Origin of the sequence: Pseudomonas fluorescens, assembly GCF_001307275.1 — a bacterium.
Classification (GTDB): domain Bacteria; phylum Pseudomonadota; class Gammaproteobacteria; order Pseudomonadales; family Pseudomonadaceae; genus Aquipseudomonas; species Aquipseudomonas fluorescens_AA.
Genome location: NZ_CP012831.1, coordinates 3,982,882 through 4,004,452, shown reverse-complemented (window position 1 = coordinate 4,004,452; position 21,571 = coordinate 3,982,882). Strand labels below are relative to the sequence as shown.

Genomic DNA, 21,571 nt, shown 5'->3' with positions numbered 1-21,571 from the left:
AGCGCGCTGCCACAGTTGCGTGACAGTTTGATGAAGATTGTCGAGTGGTGACCTGAAGTCATGTGGGCACCCTGTGGCGAGGGAGCTTGCTCCCGCTGGACCGCGAAGCGGTCCCAAAAGGCTTCGACCTCAAAATATGATCAAGACATGACATTTGGGGCTGCTGCGCAGCCCAGCGGGAGCAAGCTCCCTCGCCACAAAAAAGCTCCCCTTGCCAGAGCCAGGGGGCTCGCCCACAACATCCGGGCCTCAGGCCAACTCGCTACGCAACTGCCGCGCCGCCGCCACCATGTTCACCAGCGCCGCTTCCGTTTCTGGCCAGCCCCGGGTCTTCAGCCCGCAGTCGGGGTTGATCCACAGCCGCTCGGCGGCGATGCGTTTCACCGCCTTGCTCATCAGCGCAACCATCTCGGCCGTGTCCGGCACCCGTGGCGAGTGGATGTCGTAGACGCCCGGGCCGATGTCGTTCGGGTAGTCGAACGCCTCGAACGCTTCCAGCAACTCCATGTCCGAACGGGAGGTCTCGATGGTGATGACATCGGCGTCCATGTCGGCGATGGCCTTGATCACGTCATTGAACTCGCTGTAGCACATGTGGGTATGGATCTGGGTGTCATCACCCACGCCCGATGCGCACAAGCGGAACGCCTCCACGGCCCAGTCCAGGTAGTGCTGCCATTGCCCGCGACGCAGTGGCAGCCCTTCGCGGAACGCCGCCTCGTCGATCTGCACGATTCTGATCCCGGCCTTTTCCAGGTCCAGCACCTCGTCGCGCAGGGCCAGGGCCAGTTGTCGGGCCTGGACCTGGCGCGACACGTCTTCGCGGGGGAACGACCACATCAGCATGGTCACGGGGCCGGTGAGCATGCCTTTCATGACCTTGTCGGTCAGGCTTTGCGCGTAACGGATCCAGTCGACGGTCATGGCTTTCGGGCGGCTGATGTCGCCGTAGATGATCGCCGGCTTCACGCAACGCGAGCCGTAACTCTGTACCCAGCCGAAACGGGTGAAGGCGTAGCCGTCCAGTTGCTCGGCAAAGTATTCCACCATGTCGTTGCGCTCGGCTTCACCGTGCACCAACACGTCCAGGCCCAGGCGTTCCTGGATCTGTACGGCATGGCGGATCTCGGTGTGCATGGCGTCCTGATAATCGTTGGCCGACAACTTGCCCTGCTTGTAGGCCTGACGGGCCAGGCGTATGGCCGGGGTCTGCGGGAAGGAGCCGATGGTGGTGGTAGGAAAGGCCGGCAACGCCAAACGTGCGCGCTGGCGTTCGATGCGCTGGGCAAACGGCGAATGCCGCTGGCTATCCTGTGGCCCGATCGCCGCCAGGCGCGCCTGGACCTCGGCTTTGTGAATGCGCGCCGAACCGGCGCGACGGGCCTGCACCTCGCGGCTGTCGCTCAACGCCTGCAGCACGGCGGGGGCCTGTGGATCGTTCAGCGCATCACGCAACACCGCGACTTCACCGCACTTCTGCACGGCGAAGGCGAGCCAGCTCTTGAGTTCGGGATCGAGCCGGTCTTCACGCTCCAGGTCCACCGGGCTGTGCAACAACGAGCACGAGGTGCTGACCCAAAGGTTGTCGCCAAAGCGCTCCTGGGCCGCTTGCAATTGCGCCAGCGCCTGCTCCAGTTCGCAGCGCCAGACGTTGCGACCGTTGACCAGGCCCACCGAGAGAATCTTGTAGGTCGGCAGGCGGTCCAGCACCTGGCCCAGTTGTTCCGGGTCACGTACCGCGTCGATGTGCAAGCCGTCCACCGGCAGGCTCACCGCCAGGCCGAGGTTGTCTTGCAGGCCACTGAAATAGGTGGCCACGAGTTTTTTCAACGGCGAGTACTGGAGGATGTGGTAGGCCCGCTCGAAGGCGCTCCTCCAGGCCAGGGGCAGGTCCAGGGTGAGGATCGGCTCGTCGATCTGCACCCATTCCACGCCCTGGGCCTTGAGGCGGTTGAGGATTTCACCGTAGACCGGCAGCAGGCGCTCCAGCAGGCCGAGCTTGTCGAACGCCTCGCCCTTGGCCTTGCCCAGCCACAAGTAGGTCAACGGGCCGATGATCACCGGTTTGACCTGGTGGCCCAAGGCATGGGCCTCGTCCACTTCGTCGAACAACTGTTCCCAGCTCAGGGCGAAGGTCTGGTCGGCGGAAAACTCCGGGACCAGGTAGTGGTAGTTGGTGTCGAACCACTTGGTCAGTTCCTGGGCGTATTGCGCCTGGCCGTGCTCGGCACCGCAGCAACTGGCCGTGGCGCCACGGGCCATGGCGAACAGGGTGTCGAGGGTCGGTCGGCCCTGGGCATTCAAGGTGCCGTGGAAACGTTGCGGGACGGCGCCCAGGGTCAAGGTGTGGCTGAGCACCTGGTCGTACCAGGCAAAATCGCCGACGGGCAGCAGGTCGATGCCGGCGTCTTTCTGCAGTTGCCAGTGCCGGGCCCGCAGTTCACGACCCACGGCTTGCAACGCAGCCGGGGCCAGGTCGCCCTTCCAATAGGCTTCGAGGGCTTTCTTCAGTTCGCGGTCGGCGCCGATGCGGGGAAAACCGAGGGTGTGGGCCAGGGCCATGGTGTGCGTCCTCCTGTAAAAGATGGCGCCATTGTCGACAGCTCGACCCACATGAGACAAACTCAACCTTTTCGTGTTGATCACAAGTTTTACTCATGGAGCCACTCCGGTGCTTGAACTCCGTCACCTCAAGACCCTGCACGCCCTGCGTGAAGCCGACAGCCTGGTCGAAGCCGCCGAACGCCTGCACCTGACCCAGTCCGCCCTCTCCCACCAGTTCAAGGAACTGGAAGAGCGCCTGGGCATGCAGTTGTTCGTGCGCAAGACCAAGCCCGTACGCTTCACCAGCGCCGGCCTGCGCCTGTTGCAACTGGCCGATGCCGCCCTGCCGTTACTGCGCAGCGCTGAACGGGACATCGCCCGCTTGGCGGGCGGCACCGCCGGGCGCCTGCACATGGCCATCGAGTGCCACAGCTGCTTCCAGTGGCTGATGCCGACCATCGACCAGTTCCGCGATGCCTGGCCGGAAGTCGAGCTGGACCTGGCCTCGGGTTTCGCCTTCGCCCCCTTGCCGGCCCTGGCCCGGGGCGACCTCGATTTGGTGGTGACCTCCGACCCGCTGGAACTGGCCGGCATCACGTACGTGCCGCTGTTCACCTACGAAGCGATGCTCGCCGTGGCCAACCAGCATCGGTTGGCGGGCAAGCCCTACATCGTGCCCGAGGACCTGATCAGCGAAACCCTGATCACCTACCCGGTGGAGCGCGACCGGCTGGACATCTTCACCCGCTTCCTGGAACCGGCCGACATCGAACCGGCCCAGGTGCGCACATCCGAGCTGACGGTGATGATGATGCAACTGGTGGCCAGCGGCCGTGGCGTCTGCGGCATGCCGCACTGGGCGCTGCATGAATACAGCTCGCGGGGCTACGTGAAGGCCAAGCGGCTGGGGGAGAAAGGTCTGTTCGCCACGCTGTACGCGGCGGTGCGCACCGACATGCTCGACGCGCCGTACATGCGCGATTTTTTGCTGACGGCCAAGGACACATCGTTTTCCACACTCGACGGTGTCAGTGCCGTTCGCTGATAGCTTCTGTGGGAGCAAGGCTTGCCCGCGATGGCGATTGCGAAAACGCCATCGCGGGCAAGCCTTGCTCCCACAAAAAACACACACAGCAGGGAATGGTGGTGGTTTTAGAGCTCGAGCCACATGTGGATTTTGTCGAGGAACTCATCCTCCACGCGGATCGCCATCGGTTCGAGGCCGTACAGGACGAAGCCGCAGCGCTGGTAGAGCTTGAGCGCCGGGGCGTTGCCCGCAGTGACGGTCAGTTGCACCAGGCGCAGGAAGGTGTGGCGCCGGGCTTCGTCGAGGGCCGCCTGCACCAGTTGGTAGCCGAAGCCCCGATGGCGATGTGCGTCGGCGACGTACATGCCGAACAGCAGCGCCTTGTGCCGGGCTTTTTCCCGAGGCTCCAGGGCCAGGCCGACGATGCCGACCAGTTCTTGCTCGACAAACGCCCCCAACAGTACATCGAGCCGGCTGCCCAGGCGTGACTCCCACCAGTTGATGGGCAACTTCGCCCGTTCGCCGACGCTGGAGGTGAAGGCCTGGGGGTGCAAGGCGTACGCCTGGAGCATCAGCTCGCGATACACCAGGGCATCGCCGGCCCGCAGGCGTCGGATGTTCACGCCGAACGCCGTTGCTCGAGCATCAGGCGCAGCGCCAGGGCACCGAGGACAAACCCCATGAAGTAGCGCTGCACCGCCAGCCAGCTCGGGTTGTGGACAAACCACGAGGCAATGCCGGCGGCGAACAGGGCGATCAGCAGGTTGACGCTGAAACTGACGCTGATCTGGGTCAGCCCGAGGATGATGCTCTGGGTGAACAGCGAGCCGTGTTCCGGGCTGATGAACTGCGGGAACACCGACAGATAGAACACCGCGATCTTGGGGTTCAGCGCACTGGTGAGAAAGCCCATGGTGATCAGCTTGCGTGTCGAGTCCGCCGGCAACTGCTGGGCCTCGAAGGGCGAACGCGCGCCCGGTTTCACTGCCTGCCAGGCCAGCCACAACAGGTACAGCGCGCCGGCCCACTTCAACACTTCATAGGCCATGGGCACCGCCAGGAACACCGCCGTCAGCCCCGCGGCGGCGGCGAACATGTGCACGAAGAACCCCGCCACCACGCCCAACAGCGACGTGACGCCGGCCTTGCGGCCCTGGCAGATCGAACGGGAAATCAGGTAGATCATGTTCGGGCCGGGCGTCAGTACCATCAGCAACGCGGCGGCGGCGAAAATCAACAGGTCCGGCAATGGAATCATGGGCGTCAGTCCTTGAGGCGTGAATCAGCAAGTGGCGAGGTGTGTCGCTCGATAAAACGGCAGGATCACCTCGCCTGTCAACGGTGCGAGCACAAGATCGCTGTCGCCGGCCGGGTCGATCCAGCACACCTCTTCGATTTCGGCGGCTGGCGAAACCGGGGCGTCGATGTTCAGCAAAAACACCTCGGCCTGCACGATAAACCCCGGTTCGTTGGCCGCCGGTGCTCTGAACACACCCAGGGGGCGGGCCTGGGCCGGGTCGATCCGCAACCCAAGCTCTTCTTCCAGTTCCCGGACCAGCGCCTGCACCGGTTGTTCATGGGCCTCGATCTTGCCCCCCGGCTGCATGAAGGCCCGGGTGCCACGCTTGCGCACCAGCAGGGTTCGCCCATCCGGCCCGAGCAGCAGGGCGGCGGCGATGCGGATGAGGGAGGTGGTCATGATGAGTCAAAGCCTTGGGCAGAAAAATGCCAGGGAGATTACAGACCACAGTGGCAGGGAGCAAAGCCTGGCGCTGGACTGAAAATCAACACACTCCCCCTGTGGGAGCGAGCTTGCTCGCGATAGCGTCCGGTCAGTCGACACTGCAGTCACTGACACTCCGCTATCGCGAGCAAGCTCGCTCCCACAGGCATCTTCAGATCCGCATCACCCCAAAATCGGCTTCGGCGCCGAAGGGTCGGCCAGTTCTTCGGGGATCTTGACGAACACGCTGTACCGGGCCCCTTCCATCGACTCGAAGGCGATGAGCTTTTCCACCAGCGGGCCGCTCATGACCTTGCCGGCGTTGAGCAGCAGCATGCCGTTGTCGGCGTTGAGGTTGCGCGCCAGGATCATGCCGGCCACCAGTTCGCGGGTGTTCATGACCTTGACCGTCGGGTCGGACAGGGTCACGTCATCCAGGTACTCGCCGCAGGCCTTGATGAAGTCCTCGATCATGTCCGGGTCGTACAGCTTGCCGGCGTACTTGCGGATGTAGACCAGCGCTTCGTCGCTGTTCATCTGTCGTTCGAGGATCAACCCGCGCTGCAGCTCGATGAAATCCACCGCCAGTTTCAACAGCCGCGAGCCGAACGGAATGGCCTCGCCCTTGAGGTGCTCTGGGAAACCGCTGCCGTCCCAGCGCTCCTGGTGATGGCGGATGATCCGGGCCGCGTCCTTCATCGGGTCCAGGGTCATCAGCAGCGACTCGCTCTGCTTCGGATAGGACCGATAGAGATCGAGTTCATTGTGGTGCAGCAGGTCGGCGGGCGTGACCATCATATTGTCGGTCCAGCTCAGCTTGCCGATGTTGTAGAGCGCCGCGGCCATGGTCAGGTCACGGTCGGTGGACTCATCGAGAAAATGCAGTCGGCTGTAGACCCTGATCAACTCGATGATCTGCCGGTTGGTCTGCTTGGGCTTGGGCAGGCGCAGGTTGGCGATCAGCGAAAACACCTCGGTGCTGGTCACATAACTGCGCTTGAGCTCGTCATAGGCCAGGTCGAGCATGTCAGCGGTCTGCTGCAGCTCGGAGGTGCGCGACGCCACGCGTTTTTCCAGGGTGGCGTTCAGGGTCTTGAGTTGCTGGTTCTGCTCGCGGTTCAGCGCTTCGAGGCGCTGGCGCTCACTTTCGGAATGCTGGTGGGCCAGGGCCTGGCGCAAGGCCTGCACCAGTTCCTCATCGTTCCAGGGCTTGCTGAGGTAACGATAGAGTTGCCCCTCGTTGATGGCCTTGGTCATCATGTCCACATCGGCATAACCGGTGAGCAGGATGCGCAACGTCGAGGGGTACAGCTTGCGGATCTCGGCCAACAGCGTGGCACCGTCCATGTTCGGCATGCGCGCGTCGGTCATCACCAGGTCGACCGGCCGCTCCTTGAGAATCTCCAGGGCCTTGGCGCCACTGTCGGCCAGCAGGATCTCGTACGGCTGGCTGCGCAATAGCCGGCGCAGGCTATTGAGAATCGACTCTTCGTCATCGACCAGCAGCACCACCGGCTTCTTTACCGGAACGTCCGGCGATTGATCTTCCATTTGAAACCCCCTCCTGTTCACGACAACCGTTCTACCTGGCCCCGAATTACAGCCTAGTAGATTGCGAAAATTTAGACACATTTGCCATCAGTGGCCGAGCGCATCGCGATGAGGCGACTATGCTCTACCCCATGAAGGGCCATGTACAGGCCGAATACTCATGCCAGTGAAAGGGATATCAGATGTTTCCAGGGTTCTATAGTCAGCATCAAAGTGGTGCACGGCCATGAGCCTGCCTTTGGATAAAACCAATCGGCGGATCCTGATCGTCGACGACACCCCGACCATCCATGAGGATTTTCGCAAGATCCTCAGCCCCCAGATGAACGCCGAAGACAACCTGAGCAGTGCCGAAGAGGCTCTGTTTGGCGCGCCGGTAGCGGTCGCCGCCATGAGTTTCGTGCTCGATTCGGCGTTCCAGGGCATGGAAGCCTTGAACAAGGTCGAGAAGGCGCTGGCCCAAGGGCAGCCCTTCGCCATGGCGTTCATCGACATGCGCATGCCACCGGGCTGGGACGGCCTGGAAACCATCGAACGGCTGTGGCGCGCCGACCCCAAGCTGCAAGTGGCCCTGTGCACCGCTTACTCGGATTATTCCTGGGAAGATATTTCCGAGCGCCTCGAACTGGGCGACCGCCTGCTCATCCTGAAAAAACCCTTCGACGCCATCGAGATCCGCCAGATGGCCAGCGCCTTGACCGTCAAATGGCAGATGACCGAGGACGCGGCGCTGAAAATGGACATGCTCGAACGGGCGGTCGAGGAACGCACCCGCGAGTTGGCCGACGCCAATATCATCGTGCAGAACAGCCCGACCATTCTCTATCGCCTGCGGGGCGAGCCGCCGTTCGCGTTGATGTACATCTCCCATAACATCACCAAGTTCGGTCATTCCGCGGCGCAACTGATCAACGCGCCGGACTGGGCGCAAACCCTGATCCACCCCGACGACCAGGACAAAGTCCGGGAGGCCATGGTCCGTGTCCTCGACCGGGACACTGCCGGGGCCTCCATCGAGTTTCGCATGCGCACCGGCGACGACACGTTCCGCTGGGTGGAGAACCGCTACATCCCGGTACGCAACGACCAGGGCCTGTTGCTGGAAGTGGAAGGCATCATCCTCGACATCACCGAACGCAAGCTGGCCGAAGAGAAGATTGCCCTGCTCGCCCGCACCGACGGCCTGACCGGGCTGGCCAACCGCGCCACCATGATCGAGCGCCTGCACCAGGCCTTCGCCGCCGCTCGTCGGGGAGCGGCACCGTTCGCCATGTTCTACCTGGACCTGGACCACTTCAAACGCATCAACGACACCTTGGGCCATCCCATCGGTGACCTGCTGTTGCAGGAAGTCGCCGCCCGCATCAAGTCCTGTACCCGGGAAAACGATGTGGTGGCGCGCCTGGGCGGCGACGAATTCGCCCTGCTGCAACTGGACGTCCATGAAGCGACCCACTGCGCCGCGCTGGCGGGCAAGATCCGTGATGCGCTGGTGGCACCGTATTCCCTGGACGGCAACGACGTGCGGATCTCGGTGAGCATCGGCATCGCCCTGTACACCCCGCAGAGCCTGAGTGCCGACAGCCTGATGGCGCAATCCGACATGGCCCTGTACCGCTCCAAGGAAAAGGGTCGCAACCAGTATCACTTCCACAATGAGGAAATTAACCAGGAAGTCACCGACCGGGTCGCCCTGGCCAACGATCTGCGCCAAGCCATCGAAAACCAGGAACTGCACCTGCACTACCTGCCGGAAGTCGACCTCGGCTCCGGCAAGATCCTCGGCATGGGCGTGCAGGTGCGCTGGAACCACCCCCAACGGGGCTGGCTGGAACCGGCGGCCTTCATGCCAGCGGCGGAAAAGACCGGGATCATCATTGGCCTGGGGCATTGGGTACTGGACCAGGCCTGTCAACAGATGCGCCAATGGCGCGACCAGGGCATGGCGCCGCCGGTGATCGCCATCGACCTGTCCCTGACCCAGCTCAAGACCGGACCGGAACTGATCTACGACGTGCTGCGCACCACCGCGCGCTGGGAACTGGCACCCTGGGACCTGCGTTTCGACGTCACCGAAGCCACCCTGGCCCAGACCAAGTGGACCCACAACGACGTGCTGCCGCGCCTCTGCGAATTGGGCGTGCAGATCGCCATCGATGACTTCGGCACCGAATATTCCTCGTTCGATTACCTCAAGACCTACCGGGTCAATCACCTCAAGCTCGCCCAGCGCTTTCTCGACAGCGCCAACGCCGACCCCGAGAACGCCACGACGTTGCGGGCGATCATCAACTTCGCCCGGGACGTGGGCATCGGGATCATTGCCGAGGGCGTCGAGACCCAGGAACAACGCACCACACTGATGTCCAGCGGCGGCGCGATGCAGGCCCAGGGGCATTACTTCAGCACCGTGGTCGACAGCGGCCAAGCCGCCGAACTGCTCAAGGCCGGCACCATCATTCCCGCGACAGACCACTGGACCCGACCAGCGAGCCAGCTATCGGAGAGCAATCCATGAACCCCATGTCGGTGCCTGCCAACCGGCGGATCCTGGTGGTGGACGACACACCGGCGATCCACCAGGACTTTCGCAAGATCCTCAGCCCCAGCGCCGGCAGCGATGACTCGCTGGACGACACCGAAAGCCTGCTGTTCGGCACCCCGCAGGTCAGCCGGCTGCAATTCCAGATCGACTCGGCCTACCAGGGCGAGGAGGCGCTGGAACTGGTCAAGCGCGCCCAGGCCGAAGGCCAGCCCTATGCGCTGGTGTTCGCCGACATGCGCATGCCACCGGGCTGGGATGGCCTGCAGACCATCGAACGGTTGTGGGAGGCCGACCCGCGGCTGCAAATCGCCCTGTGCACGGCCTTCTCGGACTACTCCTGGGAAACCATGTCCGAACGGATCGAGTTCGACGATCAGTTGCTGATCCTCAAGAAGCCCTTCGATACCCTGGAAATTCGCCAGATGGCCAGCGCCATGACCTGGAAATGGCAGCTGGCCCAGGATGCGGCGCGGAAAATGCGCAGCCTGGAACGCACGATCGAAGAGCGCGTCCAGGAACTGCTCAAGGTGTCTCACCTGCTGCAATACGACGTACTCACCGAGCTGCCCAACAGCATGTTGCTGGGCGATCGCCTGACCCAGGCCATGGCCCAGTGCCGTCGGCACGACCGGCAACTGGCGGTGATGTTCATCGGCCTGGACCGCTTCAAGCGCATCAACAACGCGCTGGGCCATCCGGTGGGCGACGAGATGCTCAAGCGGGTGGCCCGGACGCTGGCCACCGTGGTGCGTGAGTCCGACTCGGTGTTTCGCTACGGTTCCGATGAATTCGTGGTGGTGCTGGGGGACATCGTCGACCCGCAGCAGACCAAGGGCGTGGCCGAGAAATTGCTGGCGGCCATCAGCTCCCCGCAACCCATCGACGGCCATGACCTGAGCGTCACCGCGAGTTTGGGCATCAGCGTGTACCCGACCGACGGTTTCGACGCTGTGGCGCTGATCAAGAAAGCCGAGACGGCGATGCGCAACGTCAAGGAGACCGGCCCCAACGACTACCGTTTCTTCACCGAAGACATGAACCGTCGGGCACGGCAGCAGCAGACCATCGAATCGGGCCTGCGCCTGGCCCTGCAACGCAAGGAATTCGTACTGCATTACCAACCCAAGCTCGACCTCGGGAGCGGCAAGGTGGTCGGGGTCGAGGCGTTGGTACGCTGGAACAGGCCGGAACATGGCCTGGTCTACCCGGGGGATTTCATTCCGGTGGCCGAGGACAGCGGCTTGATCGTTCCGCTGAGCCAATGGGTGCTTCAGGAAGCCTGCCAGCAGGCCTGCCGCTGGCAAGCCCAGGGCATGCGGCCGCTGTGCCTGTCGGTGAACATCTCGGCCATCGATTTTCGCCAGCGCGGCTTCGTCGAAGGCATCACCCGCACCCTCAAGGAAACCGGCCTGGACCCGACACAATTAGAACTGGAGATCACCGAAAGCGTACTGATGCAGAACATCGATACCACGGTCGCCATCCTAAAGGCCATCAAGCAACAGGGGATACGCCTGGCCATCGACGATTTCGGCACCGGCTATTCGAGCCTGAGCTACTTGCAGAAATTTCCGGTGGATGTGCTGAAGATCGACCAGTCGTTCGTCGGTGACCTGAGCATCGACAGCAATGACGCCAAGCTGGTGAGCACCATCATCAGCCTGGGCAAGAGCCTGAACTTGCACATCATCGCCGAAGGGGTGGAAACCCTTGAGCAGCTTGAATTTCTCAAGAAGCACCACTGTGAGGAAGTCCAGGGTTATTACTTCAGCAAGGCCGTCGAACCGCAGGCCTTTGCCGATTGGATGACCGAGTGGGAAAAACGCCAGAACCCGTTTTCGTGAACACCTGAGTGTCCTCAACCAAAGTTTCAAGGAAAAGATCCCATGGCGTTACATGGACTGATTCTGGCGCTCGGCCTGCTGGTGGGAGCAAGCGTAACCGCTCACGCCGCGCCTTTGGACGAACCCCTCAAGCCCCTGCCACCGGTGCCGGCCCTGGACCCCAAGCGCGTCCAGCTGGGGCTGCGGCTGTTCAATGACCCACGGCTGTCGGTCAACAACACCCTGTCCTGCGCCAGTTGCCATCGCCTGGACAAGGGCGGCGCCGACGACAAGCCGTTTTCCCTGGGCTTCGATGGCAAGCCGGTGGAGGTCAATACGCCTACGGTGTTCAACGCCGGCCTGAACTTCCACCAGTTCTGGGATGGCCGCGTCGATACGCTGGAAGAACAGGTCCACGAGGTCGTGACCAGCCCGGTGGAAATGGGCAGCACCTGGGAGTCGGTGGTCAAGCGTATCGCCGATGACCCCGGCTACGCCAAGGACTTCAAGGACACCTACTCCGACGGCGTGACCAAGCCCAATATCCAGGGCGCCCTGGCCGACTACGAACGCACTTTGCAAACACCCAATTCGCGTTTCGACCAGTACCTGCTGGGCAATACCGACGCCCTCACGCCCCGGGAAAAGTTCGGTTACCAGCGGTTCAAGGAGTACGGCTGCATCGCTTGCCACCAGGGCGTGAACATCGGCGGCAACATGTTCCAGAAATTCGGCGTCATGGGTGACTACGTCGGCGACCGGGGCAACCCGACCCGGGCCGACGAAGGACGTTTCAACATCACCGGCGATGAAGCGGACCGCCAGGTCTTCAAGGTACCCAGCCTGCGTAACGTGGCCATTACCGCGCCGTATTTCCATGACGGGTCGGCGACGACTCTGGAGCACGCGGTGGAGGTGATGTTCAAGTACCAACTGGGTCGTGAGCCCCTCAAGAACGATACGACACTGATCGTCGAGTTCCTCAAGACCCTGACGGGTGAATCGGAGGGCAAGCCCCTATGACCGCTCTGCGCCGCCTCGGTCTTGCCTTCATCGGCCTGCTGCTGGCTTCGATCCTGCTGTTCATGTACGTCAATTCGGGGGCCCAGCAGGCCGCCTCGTACATTGAATCCCGTGACCTGATTCGCCTGCTCAAGCAACAGGACGCCATCTGGGACAACGAAGTCCTCAAGTCGCGGATCGCCCTGACCCACAACTACGATCCGCTGGTCTCCCCCCTGCACGAAATGGCACGCCTGTGGCAGCGTCTGGACGCCATCGAATCGGAACCGGAGCGCCACGGGCCGTCGCTCTGGGAGGCCCAGCGCGACGAATACCTCAAGCTGGTCAAGGAAAAGACCCGCCTGATAGAACAGTTCAAGTCCCATAACGCGGTGTTGCGCAACTCCCTGGCCTTCCTGCCCACCGGCGAGGACGACATCCAGGGCCAGTTCGCCCGGCTGCCCGACACCTACAAACTGGAGTTGCAGAACGTTGCCATCGACACTTACGACCTGTTGCTCAGCAGCATGGAGTTCGCCCAGCTCAGTTCCCCGGAGATCGCAGCCGAGGTCCTGCTGGGCTTGAACCAGTTGGATGTCAACAAGGAGCGCCTGCCTGAAGGGTTGCTCAACTCCATCGAAGTCCTGCGCAGGCACATCGGGGTGATCCTGCGCGAACAACCCAAGGTGAATGAGTTACTGCTGGGAATCGGAGCGATCCCCTTGGCCGATCGCCTGGACACCATCAGCCACCTGCTCGAGAAGGACCAGGAAAAAGCCGCCGCCCAGTACGAGCGCAACCACATTTACCTGTTGGTGTTCGCCACGCTCCTGGTCTTGATACTGATCTGGCTGGCGATCCGGTTGATACGCAGCTTCGCCGAAATCAATCGGGTCAACAACGCCCTGCAAACCGCCAACGACGAGCTGGAACAGCGGGTCGAAGAGCGTACCCGCCAGCTCAAGGACACCCAGAGCGAGTTGATGGACACCGCCCGCCAGGCCGGCATGGCGGAAATCGCCACCAACGTGTTGCACAACGTCGGCAACGTTCTCAACAGTGTGAACATCTCCGCCGATCTGGTCAGCCGCAAACTGCGCAGCAGCAAGGCCCTGGGGCTGGGCAAGGCGATGCAGCTGATCAACGAACACGCCGATGACCTTGGGCACTTCCTCACCGAGGACGCCAAGGGCAAGCTGCTGCCCGGCTACCTCAACCAACTGGTCGAGGCCATCGCGTCGGAACAGCAGAGCCTGACCGATGAACTGGCCCAGTTGAGCAAGAGCGTGGACCACATCAAGGACATCGTCTCCACGCAGCAATCCTATGCCGGGGCCAGCAGCCTGCTGGAGCCTTTGGTGGTCAGCGAACTGCTCGAAGACGCCTTGCGCATGAACTCCGGCGCCCTGACCCGCCATCATGTTACGGTGATCAAGGAATACGGTGACGTGCCGCGGATCATGGGCGACAAGCACCGCTTGCTGCTGATCCTGATCAACCTGATCAGCAATGCCAAATACGCCATGGCCGGGGTGTCCAACCATGCGCGGAACATGACCCTCAAGGCCGCCGTCGTCGATGGCCAGACCTTGCAAATCAGCGTCAAGGACGAAGGCGAAGGTATCCCGGAGGAAAACATGACGCGCATCTTCGCCCATGGTTTTACCACGCGTAAGGAAGGCCACGGCTTTGGCCTGCACAGCTGCGCATTGGCGGCCATCGAAATGAACGGCCACCTCACCGCCCACAGTGAGGGGCCAGGCAAAGGAGCGACATTCCAATTGCAGGTGCCCCTGAAACTTGCAGAAGGTGAACCATGAACAGCCTGAGTAACCGCCGCATCCTGTTGATCGACGATACACCCGCCATTCATGAAGATTTCCGCAAGATCCTCACTCCGGAGGATGACAGCAACACGGATTTGCAGGACATGGAGAGCGCGCTGTTTGGCGAAGCACCGAAAGCTGCCGCCACCGTGTTCGAACTCGACTCGGCCTACGGTGGACAGGAAGGCCTGAACAAATTGCTGGGGGCAATGGCCAAGGAGCGTCCCTATGCCCTGGCCTTTGTCGACATGCGCATGCCCGAAGGCTGGGACGGCGCCAAGACCATCGAAGAACTCTGGAAGCGCGACCCGCAGTTGCAAGTGGTGGTTTGCACCGCCTATTCGGATTATTCCTGGGATGAATTGCTCGACCGTCTGAACGGCCACGACCGCTTGCTGATCCTGAAGAAGCCGTTCGACAACATCGAAGTCCAGCAGATGGCCAACACCCTGACCACCAAATGGGAAATGACCTCTCGCGCGCAACTGAAAATGAACAAGCTCGAAGACCTGGTAGAACAACGCACCCAAGCCTTCCGACAGGCAAGCGAGCTGCTGCAAATGGAGATCGACGAACGCAAGATGCTGGAAACCCAATTGGTGCAATCGGAAAAGCTCGCCTCGCTGGGCCAGTTGGCGGCCGGGGTGGCCCACGAAATCAACAACCCGATCGGCTTCATTTCTTCCAACCTGGGGGCGCTGGACGGCTACTTCGGCAAACTCCAGGAAATGCTCACCGCCTACGGCAGCGCCGAGGAGGCCATCACTTCGCCGGAGCTGGTGGTGAACTTGAGAAAGCTGCGTGAACAGGTGGAGCTGGATTTCCTGGTCGAGGACATCCCCCTGCTGATCAAGGAATCCAAGGATGGCATTGGCCGGGTCGGACAGATCGTCAAGGACCTGAAGGACTTCTCCCGCGTTGATTCCAGCCAGGAATGGCAGATGGCCAATTTGCAGCAGGGCATGGATTCGACGTTGAACATCGTCGCCAATGAAATCAAGTACAAGGCCGACGTGGTCAAGGAATACACACCCTTGCCGGAGGTGGAATGCCTGCCGTCGCAGATCAACCAGGTGATCATGAACCTGATCGTCAACGCCGCCCAGGCCATCGGCCCCGAACGCGGCACCATCACCCTGCGCAATGGGGTCGGTGAAGAAACCGTCTGGATCGAAGTGGCGGATAACGGCTCGGGCATTCCCCCCGAGACCCTGCAGAAAATCTTCGATCCGTTCTTCACCACCAAACCCATCGGCCAGGGCACAGGACTCGGGCTGTCGTTGTCCTACGGCATCGTGAAAAAACACAACGGCGAGATCACCGTACGCAGCGAAGTCGGCGTCGGCACCACCTTCCGCGTGGAATTACCGTTGCGGCAGATGAAACAGGCGAGCTGAGCCATCCCGGCAGTTCAATCGGTGGGAGCGAGCTCCCTCACCACAACTGCCAATCCAATTGTGGGAGCGAGCTTGCTCGCGATAACGGTGGGTCAGTCAATGCAGGTGTTGAACGTACAACCGCCATCGCGAGCAAGCTCGCTCCCACAGGTTTTCTGGTTCTCATAAACTGTTGTTCCAGCCAACACACAGCCCCTGTGGCAAGCTTCCGCACCACAACTGCCGAGCATCGTCGCCAATCCAATTGTGGGAGCGAGCTTGCTCGCGATAACGGTGGGTCAGTCAATGCAGGTGTTGAATGTGCGACCACCATCGCGAGCAAGCTCCCTCGCCACAAGCTGAATTCCAAGCTAATGTCTCGCCAATTGCTCACCCCCAAGGAAACCGTATGAGCCTGTCTCTGCTGAGTCGTTACGCCTTCTTTGCTGGCTGTGTCATCTTCACCCTCGCCAGCCTGCCATTCCTGCAACACGACTGGCTCTGGCCCATTGCGCTGGTGACCGGGCTGTTGAGCCTGTTGGGGGTGTTCGACCTGCTGCAAAGCCGTCATGCCGTACGGCGCAACTACCCGATCCTGGGCAATATCCGCTACCTGGTCGAAGGCATCCGCCCGGAGATCCGCCAGTACCTGCTCGAATCCGACAGCGATGCCCTGCCCTTCTCCCGGGCCCAGCGCTCGCTGGTGTACTCCCGGGCCAAGAACGAAAGCGCCGACAAACCGTTCGGCACCTTGATCGACGTGTACCAGACCGGCTTCGAATTCATCGGCCATTCCATGCGCCCGGCCCCGCTGAGCGACCCCAGCGGTTTTCGCGTGACCGTCGGCGGCCCGCAGTGCACGCAGCCGTACTCAGCATCGGTGTTCAACATCTCGGCCATGAGCTTTGGCTCCCTGAGCGCCAACGCCATCCGGGCGTTGAACCAAGGCGCGAAGCTGGGCAACTTCGCCCATGACACCGGTGAAGGCAGTATCAGCCCCTACCACCGCGAACACGGTGGCGACCTGACCTGGGAACTGGGCAGCGGTTATTTTGGCTGTCGCACCAGCGACGGACGCTTCGACCCCGAGCGCTTCGCCGCCCAGGCACAGAACCCGCAGGTGCGGATGATCGAAATCAAGATGAGCCAAGGCGCCAAACCCGGCCATGGCGGGATCCTGCCCAAGCACAAGGTCACCCGGGAAATCGCCGAGACCCGCGGCATCCTCATGGGCGAGGATTGTATTTCGCCGTCATGCCACAGCGCGTTTTCCACGCCGATCGAACTGATGCAATTCGCCCAGCAGTTGCGTGAGCTGTCCGGCGGCAAACCGGTGGGCTTCAAATTCTGCCTGGGCCATCCCTGGGAATTCATGGGCATCGCCAAGGCGATGCTGGAAACCGGGATCCTGCCCGACTTCATCGTAGTGGACGGCAAGGAAGGCGGCACGGGCGCGGCGCCAGTGGAGTTCACCGATCACATCGGCGTGCCGCTGCGCGAGGGCCTGCTGTTCGTGCACAACACCCTGGTGGGCCTGAACCTGCGGGACAAGATCAAGCTCGGCGCCAGTGGCAAGATCGTCAGCGCCTTCGACATCGCCAGCGTCCTGGCCATCGGTGCCGACTGGGCCAACGCCGCGCGCGGCTTCATGTTCGCCATCGGCTGCATCCAGTCCCAAAGCTGCCACACCAACAAATGCCCCACCGGCGTCGCCACCCAGGACACCCTGCGCCAGCGCGCCCTGGTCGTCCCGGACAAGGCCCAGCGGGTCTACAACTTCCACCGCAACACCCTCAAGGCCCTGGCCGAAATGCTCGCCGCCGCCGGGCTCGAGCACCCGTCGCAATTGCAGCCCAAGCATCTGGTGCGGCGGATGTCGGCTACCGAGGTCAAGTTGTTTTCCCAGCTGCATGTGTTTCTGAAGCCGGGGGAATTGCTGACGGGTGAGGTCAACGGGGCGTTTTATTCGCGGATGTGGCAGATGGCGCGGGCGGATAGTTTTGAGCCGATGGAGGTGGTGGCGGCGTGAACCAATCGCGCAGCGAACCGTTTCGACGCTGCGCAATTTTCCTTGCATCGGAAGGAACAGGGCAGTCTCTGACTATCGAGTCAAGTCGCTACAGTCGGCAACACGGCGGCTGATTTGCGTAGGCTCTTTCATAACGATGAAACCATAGTCGCCCAGCAGATAAATCCGGTAATACTGGTTGTCCACGATGGGCGCATAAACTAAATAACCCACACGGGTCGCATTGCGCCGCTCACGTTCCTTTGCCACGTTGGTGATGCCCATTAACGGTAAGCGTTCCGAGAGCATGAAGTAGTCGATATTTAGCAAATAAGGCAGCACCGGAAGCTCTCGGAACGAACCGCAAGCGCTTACCAGCCAGTACTCGGAATAGGTGATCGATAGATAAATCCGCTTTGCTTCGTACAGTTCCCGGTGTGAAGTGATGTCGTACCCCAAACTGTAAAGCGCACCGTCGGCGAAGGTTTTTTGCAGAGTCAGCACCCGACCATAAGCGAAGGACAGTGAAAGCGTCGCCAGAAGCGGAAGGAGGAGCAATAACGGCAAACGAGGATGGATTGGAGAAAGAGCCAGATACGCAAGATAAAAGCAGAACATCAGAAGCACACCGAAGCCCATCAAGGTACGCGCGCCTTCGTTGAAATCACGAAAAACCAGCGTGATACCAGGCACCAGCAGGATCAATAAGGGCAGCGTCATCGAACATCCCAGAAACAACACGAAAGTTTTCCAACCCTGCTCCTCACGCTCCAGCAACCTGTTGCCCAATCGTATGGCGCCGATCAGCGCCAACACAACCAGCGCGGCTAGCAACCAGGCGTGGCCGCCGTGAAACAGCAGCGCAACTTTCTCGGCCACCCGTTCCATGTTGATGCCGATTTGCAGCAACGGATCGGCTTTCCAATTCAACAATGCAGTCCGCTCCGGCCCCATGAGCAACACGGCGGTGGCAAAGTAAATCAGAACGGCCAAACCAAGCTGAGCCAACTTCCAACCCAGCATTTCCAGCCATTGCAGGTACGGTTCCCGTTTATATGCCGCTGTGAGCAATTCCAGGCAACACAGGCCCAGAAACACATTGAAGCTGACTTGATAGAGCCCGAATGCCAGCACCAACAAACCGGCTGGCACCCACCACTGACGTATTCGCGAAGTCCCCTGAAAGGTCATTGCGTAAATGACCGCGACCAGACTCAGTGCCATCGCGGGGCCGTCGTATTGATACGACAGGTTCTGCAACAGGAAGGGGTTGTACCAGAGGGGCAACGGGACCAAACAACAGACCAGTGTCGGCTGAGGGAAGTAATGAAAGGTCAGGCGAGTCAAAGCTAGGGACATGGCCAATGCGGCGAGCAACAACGGCAGCGGAAAAATGTCCGGCGCGGCGCGGGTGAGGGACAGCACTTGATACAACAGATCAGAAAACCAGCGCCCTTGGTTGGTCCAGGCCATTCCAGCTTCCAGTGCCCGCCAGTTATCGTCGATATAGCGAAAATCAGCGAGGATCAACGGCAGGACGTAAAGCAATATCGCCGTTGAAAAAAACAGCGCGACCTGACGACGATTGAGCTCGCGATAGAAAAAGTCGCTCATCATGATTCATCCCGGGATTTCAGCCTGCTTTTCCGGATCATTTCCTTGATGACATGCCAGGGTCGGTGCCTGGTCTTCAGATATCCGTCCGACGTACTCACCCAATACTCCAATGCCGACCCATTGCATCCCGCCTGGAAACAGAGTCGCGGATGTGGCAGATGGTGCGGGCGGAGAGTTTTGAACCGCAGGAGTGGGTAGCTGCGTAATAGTGACTTGATCGCCTGCCTCAGTTGACACAGCTGTCGCTATAGGAATGAACAGGGAAGCAGTCATCTTCCCCTTGGTCAAGACAACGATTGGCTTCCAATCGTTATCAAATAGAGGCCTGACATGAGGTAATACAGTGGTGGAAGAACGTCTCGCGCCGTGATGGACCAGATCTGCCAAGACTCGTGCCTGGCAAGCAGCACACTGAAAGCCTTGTCATACCAGATAGCGGGAGCCGTGATTCCGTGAAAACGTACCACGAGCGCAAGGGCTAGCACAGCCGCCAAAGCTGAACGATCAACGAAACGTTCATTGGCGATGTCCACGAAACACCACAAATCGGGACAACAGGAAACCGATCACCAGGCTCAACAGTGAAAATACCGCGACAGTCAGCAGGCCATGGACCTGCCAGCGATCACCCAAGTAACCCACGATGAAACTGAGCGTCCCCATGACACATAAGAAAAGAACATAGCCCAACACTGAGGTCTTGGCCTCGAATGTGTAGAGCGCATTGACATAAAAAGAGAACGAGGCCGCCACGCAAAAGGCAGTGAAGTTACTCAACGCTTGATTGAGGCCGAACGCCACCCGCAGCACGAAAAACACTTGCCAATGGATCAGCGTATTGGCCAGCCCAATCAGGGCGTAACTGAAAAAGCCTTTCCATAACGTTTTCATGGATGCCCCCGACCGGGACGGTTCGTAAGGCTATTCAATCTAGGGTTCTGTCGATACTCGGTCTACTGTAAGAACTAACAGGTGTCCTGTAGTTCAGCTGGCTGTGGCGCACAAAAAAAGCCCCGATCATCCGACCGGGGCTCTCTTCTACATCGCCGTCAACTTACGAAGCTGAACGCACCGCCCTCTGCACATCACCGGTCGGTTGCAACTTGAAGGTGTAAAACAACACCGTCAGCAACACCAGAAACGCCGGCCCCACATAAAGCGCCACACGGGTATCCGGGAAGTACGCCATCAGGCCCACCACCAGCACCAGGAACGCCAGTGCCAGGTACGAGCTGACCGGGTACAGCCACATGCGGTACTTGAGGGCCGCACGCTCCGAAGCGCTCAGGCTTTTGCGGAATTTGAGCTGGGCCAGCAGGATCATCACCCAGGTCCAGATCGCGCCGAAGGTGGCGATGGAGGTCACCCAGACGAAGACCTTCTCCGGCACCAGGTAATTGAGCAACACGCCCAGCAGCAGCGCGGCGATGGACAGCAGCAATGCGCGACGCGGCACGCCGTTGGTCGAGGTCTTGGCGAAACCGGCCGGGGCCTGGCCGTTCTGCGCCAGGCTGTAGAGCATCCGTCCGGTGCTGAAGATGCCGCCGTTGCAGGACGACAGTGCCGCGGTGATCACCACGAAGTTGATGATGCCGGCGGCGGTCTTGATGCCCAGGCGCTCGAAAGTCATCACGAATGGACTGCCTTGGGTGCCGATCTCGTTCCACGGGTAGATCGACAGGATCACGAACAGCGCGCCGACGTAGAACAGCAGGATCCGCCAGAACACCGAACCGATGGCGTTGGGGATGGTTTTCTGTGGGTTCTTCGCCTCACCGGCGGTCAGGCCGATCATCTCCACGCCCAGGTAGGCGAACATGACCATTTGCAGGGACATCAACACGCCGGACACGCCGTTGGGCATGAAGCCGCCGTGGGCCCAGAGGTTGGAAATGCCCAGGGCCACACCGTCGTTGCCGAAGCCAAAGGCGATGATGCCGACGCCGCCGATGACCATGGCGATGATGGTGACGATCTTGATCAGGGCGAACCAGAACTCGAATTCACCGAAGGCCTTGACCGCGATCAGGTTGATCGAGCCCATGCTGACCAGTGCCGCCAAGGCCCAGATCCAGCGGGGCACGTCGGGGAACCAGATGCCCATGTACACCGCCACGGCGGTGATCTCCGCTACACAGGTCACCAGCCACAGGAACCAGTAGTTCCAACCGGTCAGGAAACCTGCCAGTGGGCCGAGGTAATCCTGGGCATAGCGGCTGAACGAACCGGCCACCGGGTTGTGCACGGCCATCTCACCGAGGGCGCGCATGATCACCAGGATCGCCAGGCCGCCAATGATGTAGGACAGCATGATCGCCGGGCCGGCCATTTCGATGGCCTTGGCCGAGCCGAGGAACAGCCCGACACCGATGCAGGCGCCAAGCGCCATCAGGCGGATATGCCGCTCGCCGAGTTCACGTTTGAGCGGACCGCCCTGGGCGGTCTCGCCATGGGGCAGATGATTGCCGACAGGCATAGGGGTAACCTCGTCTTGTTATTGGATTAGCCACCGAGTGTCCAAAGCCACAG

At 61.0% G+C, this 21,571-nt stretch carries 15 protein-coding genes; 7 read left to right on the top strand and 8 right to left on the bottom strand.

Annotated features, from left to right (window positions below):
* Positions 1 to 249: 249 nt before the first annotated feature.
* A complete protein-coding gene (gene metE, locus AO356_RS17765; protein ID WP_060740855.1) occupies positions 250 to 2,562 on the bottom strand; it encodes a 5-methyltetrahydropteroyltriglutamate--homocysteine S-methyltransferase in 2,313 nt (770 codons plus the stop codon).
* A gap of 109 nt (positions 2,563 to 2,671) precedes the next feature.
* On the opposite strand from metE, the gene metR reads away from it, so the two are divergent.
* Positions 2,672 to 3,589 carry a transcriptional regulator MetR gene (metR, locus tag AO356_RS17760; RefSeq protein ID WP_060740854.1) on the top strand — a complete coding sequence of 306 codons (918 nt, stop codon included), beginning with the start codon at positions 2,672 to 2,674 and terminating at the stop codon, positions 3,587 to 3,589.
* Between the two features lie 107 nt (positions 3,590 to 3,696).
* Here metR and AO356_RS17755 read toward each other — a convergent pair whose 3' ends face one another.
* The 4 genes from AO356_RS17755 to AO356_RS17740 form a co-directional block, all read right to left on the bottom strand.
* Entirely contained in the window at positions 3,697 to 4,194 is a 498-nt protein-coding gene (locus AO356_RS17755) for a GNAT family N-acetyltransferase (RefSeq protein ID WP_060740853.1), read from the bottom strand.
* On the bottom strand, positions 4,191 to 4,829 hold the full coding sequence (locus tag AO356_RS17750; protein ID WP_053124734.1) for a LysE family translocator: 639 nt from the start codon (positions 4,827 to 4,829) through the stop codon (positions 4,191 to 4,193). Before AO356_RS17750 ends, AO356_RS17755 begins: the two co-directional genes overlap by 4 nt.
* A 24-nt stretch (positions 4,830 to 4,853) precedes the next feature.
* The gene (locus tag AO356_RS17745) at positions 4,854 to 5,270 is read right to left on the bottom strand and encodes an NUDIX hydrolase (protein WP_060740852.1); all 417 of its coding nucleotides are present in this window, start codon (positions 5,268 to 5,270) and stop codon (positions 4,854 to 4,856) included.
* Positions 5,271 to 5,477: 207 nt separating this feature from the next.
* Positions 5,478 to 6,845, bottom strand: a complete 1,368-nt coding sequence (locus AO356_RS17740) for an HD domain-containing phosphohydrolase (protein WP_060740851.1) — start codon at positions 6,843 to 6,845, stop codon at positions 5,478 to 5,480.
* A gap of 226 nt (positions 6,846 to 7,071) precedes the next feature.
* On the opposite strand from AO356_RS17740, the gene AO356_RS17735 reads away from it, so the two are divergent.
* The 6 genes from AO356_RS17735 (at position 7,072) to AO356_RS17710 (ending at position 17,446) form a co-directional block, all read left to right on the top strand.
* Entirely contained in the window at positions 7,072 to 9,363 is a 2,292-nt protein-coding gene (locus tag AO356_RS17735) for an EAL domain-containing protein (protein WP_060740850.1), read from the top strand.
* The gene (locus tag AO356_RS17730) at positions 9,360 to 11,234 is read left to right on the top strand and encodes a putative bifunctional diguanylate cyclase/phosphodiesterase (RefSeq protein ID WP_060740849.1); all 1,875 of its coding nucleotides are present in this window, start codon (positions 9,360 to 9,362) and stop codon (positions 11,232 to 11,234) included. The genes AO356_RS17735 and AO356_RS17730 overlap by 4 nt, the downstream gene beginning before the upstream one ends.
* Before the next feature lie 42 nt (positions 11,235 to 11,276).
* Complete coding sequence (locus tag AO356_RS17725; RefSeq protein WP_060740848.1) at positions 11,277 to 12,236, top strand: cytochrome-c peroxidase; 960 nt, start codon at positions 11,277 to 11,279, stop codon at positions 12,234 to 12,236.
* Entirely contained in the window at positions 12,233 to 14,035 is a 1,803-nt protein-coding gene (locus tag AO356_RS17720; protein WP_060740847.1) for a DAHL domain-containing protein, read from the top strand. The genes AO356_RS17725 and AO356_RS17720 overlap by 4 nt, the downstream gene beginning before the upstream one ends.
* A complete protein-coding gene (locus AO356_RS17715; protein WP_060740846.1) occupies positions 14,032 to 15,438 on the top strand; it encodes an ATP-binding protein in 1,407 nt (468 codons plus the stop codon). The genes AO356_RS17720 and AO356_RS17715 overlap by 4 nt, the downstream gene beginning before the upstream one ends.
* 388 nt (positions 15,439 to 15,826) lie before the next feature.
* Positions 15,827 to 17,446 (top strand): FMN-binding glutamate synthase family protein, encoded by a 1,620-nt coding sequence (locus AO356_RS17710; protein WP_060740845.1) that lies wholly within the window; start codon positions 15,827 to 15,829, stop codon positions 17,444 to 17,446.
* A 72-nt stretch (positions 17,447 to 17,518) separates the two neighbouring features.
* On the opposite strand, the gene AO356_RS17705 is transcribed toward AO356_RS17710, so the two are convergent.
* The 3 genes from AO356_RS17705 to AO356_RS17695 all read right to left on the bottom strand — a co-directional run bounded on the left by AO356_RS17705 (position 17,519) and on the right by AO356_RS17695 (position 21,518).
* Entirely contained in the window at positions 17,519 to 19,039 is a 1,521-nt protein-coding gene (locus tag AO356_RS17705) for a glucosyltransferase domain-containing protein (protein WP_404942823.1), read from the bottom strand.
* A 519-nt stretch (positions 19,040 to 19,558) separates the two neighbouring features.
* A complete protein-coding gene (locus AO356_RS17700) occupies positions 19,559 to 19,933 on the bottom strand; it encodes a GtrA family protein (protein ID WP_060740843.1) in 375 nt (124 codons plus the stop codon).
* A 163-nt stretch (positions 19,934 to 20,096) separates the two neighbouring features.
* Positions 20,097 to 21,518: an amino acid permease gene (locus AO356_RS17695; RefSeq protein ID WP_060740842.1), complete on the bottom strand. Its 1,422-nt coding sequence runs from the start codon at positions 21,516 to 21,518 to the stop codon at positions 20,097 to 20,099.
* Positions 21,519 to 21,571: the final 53 nt, after the last annotated feature.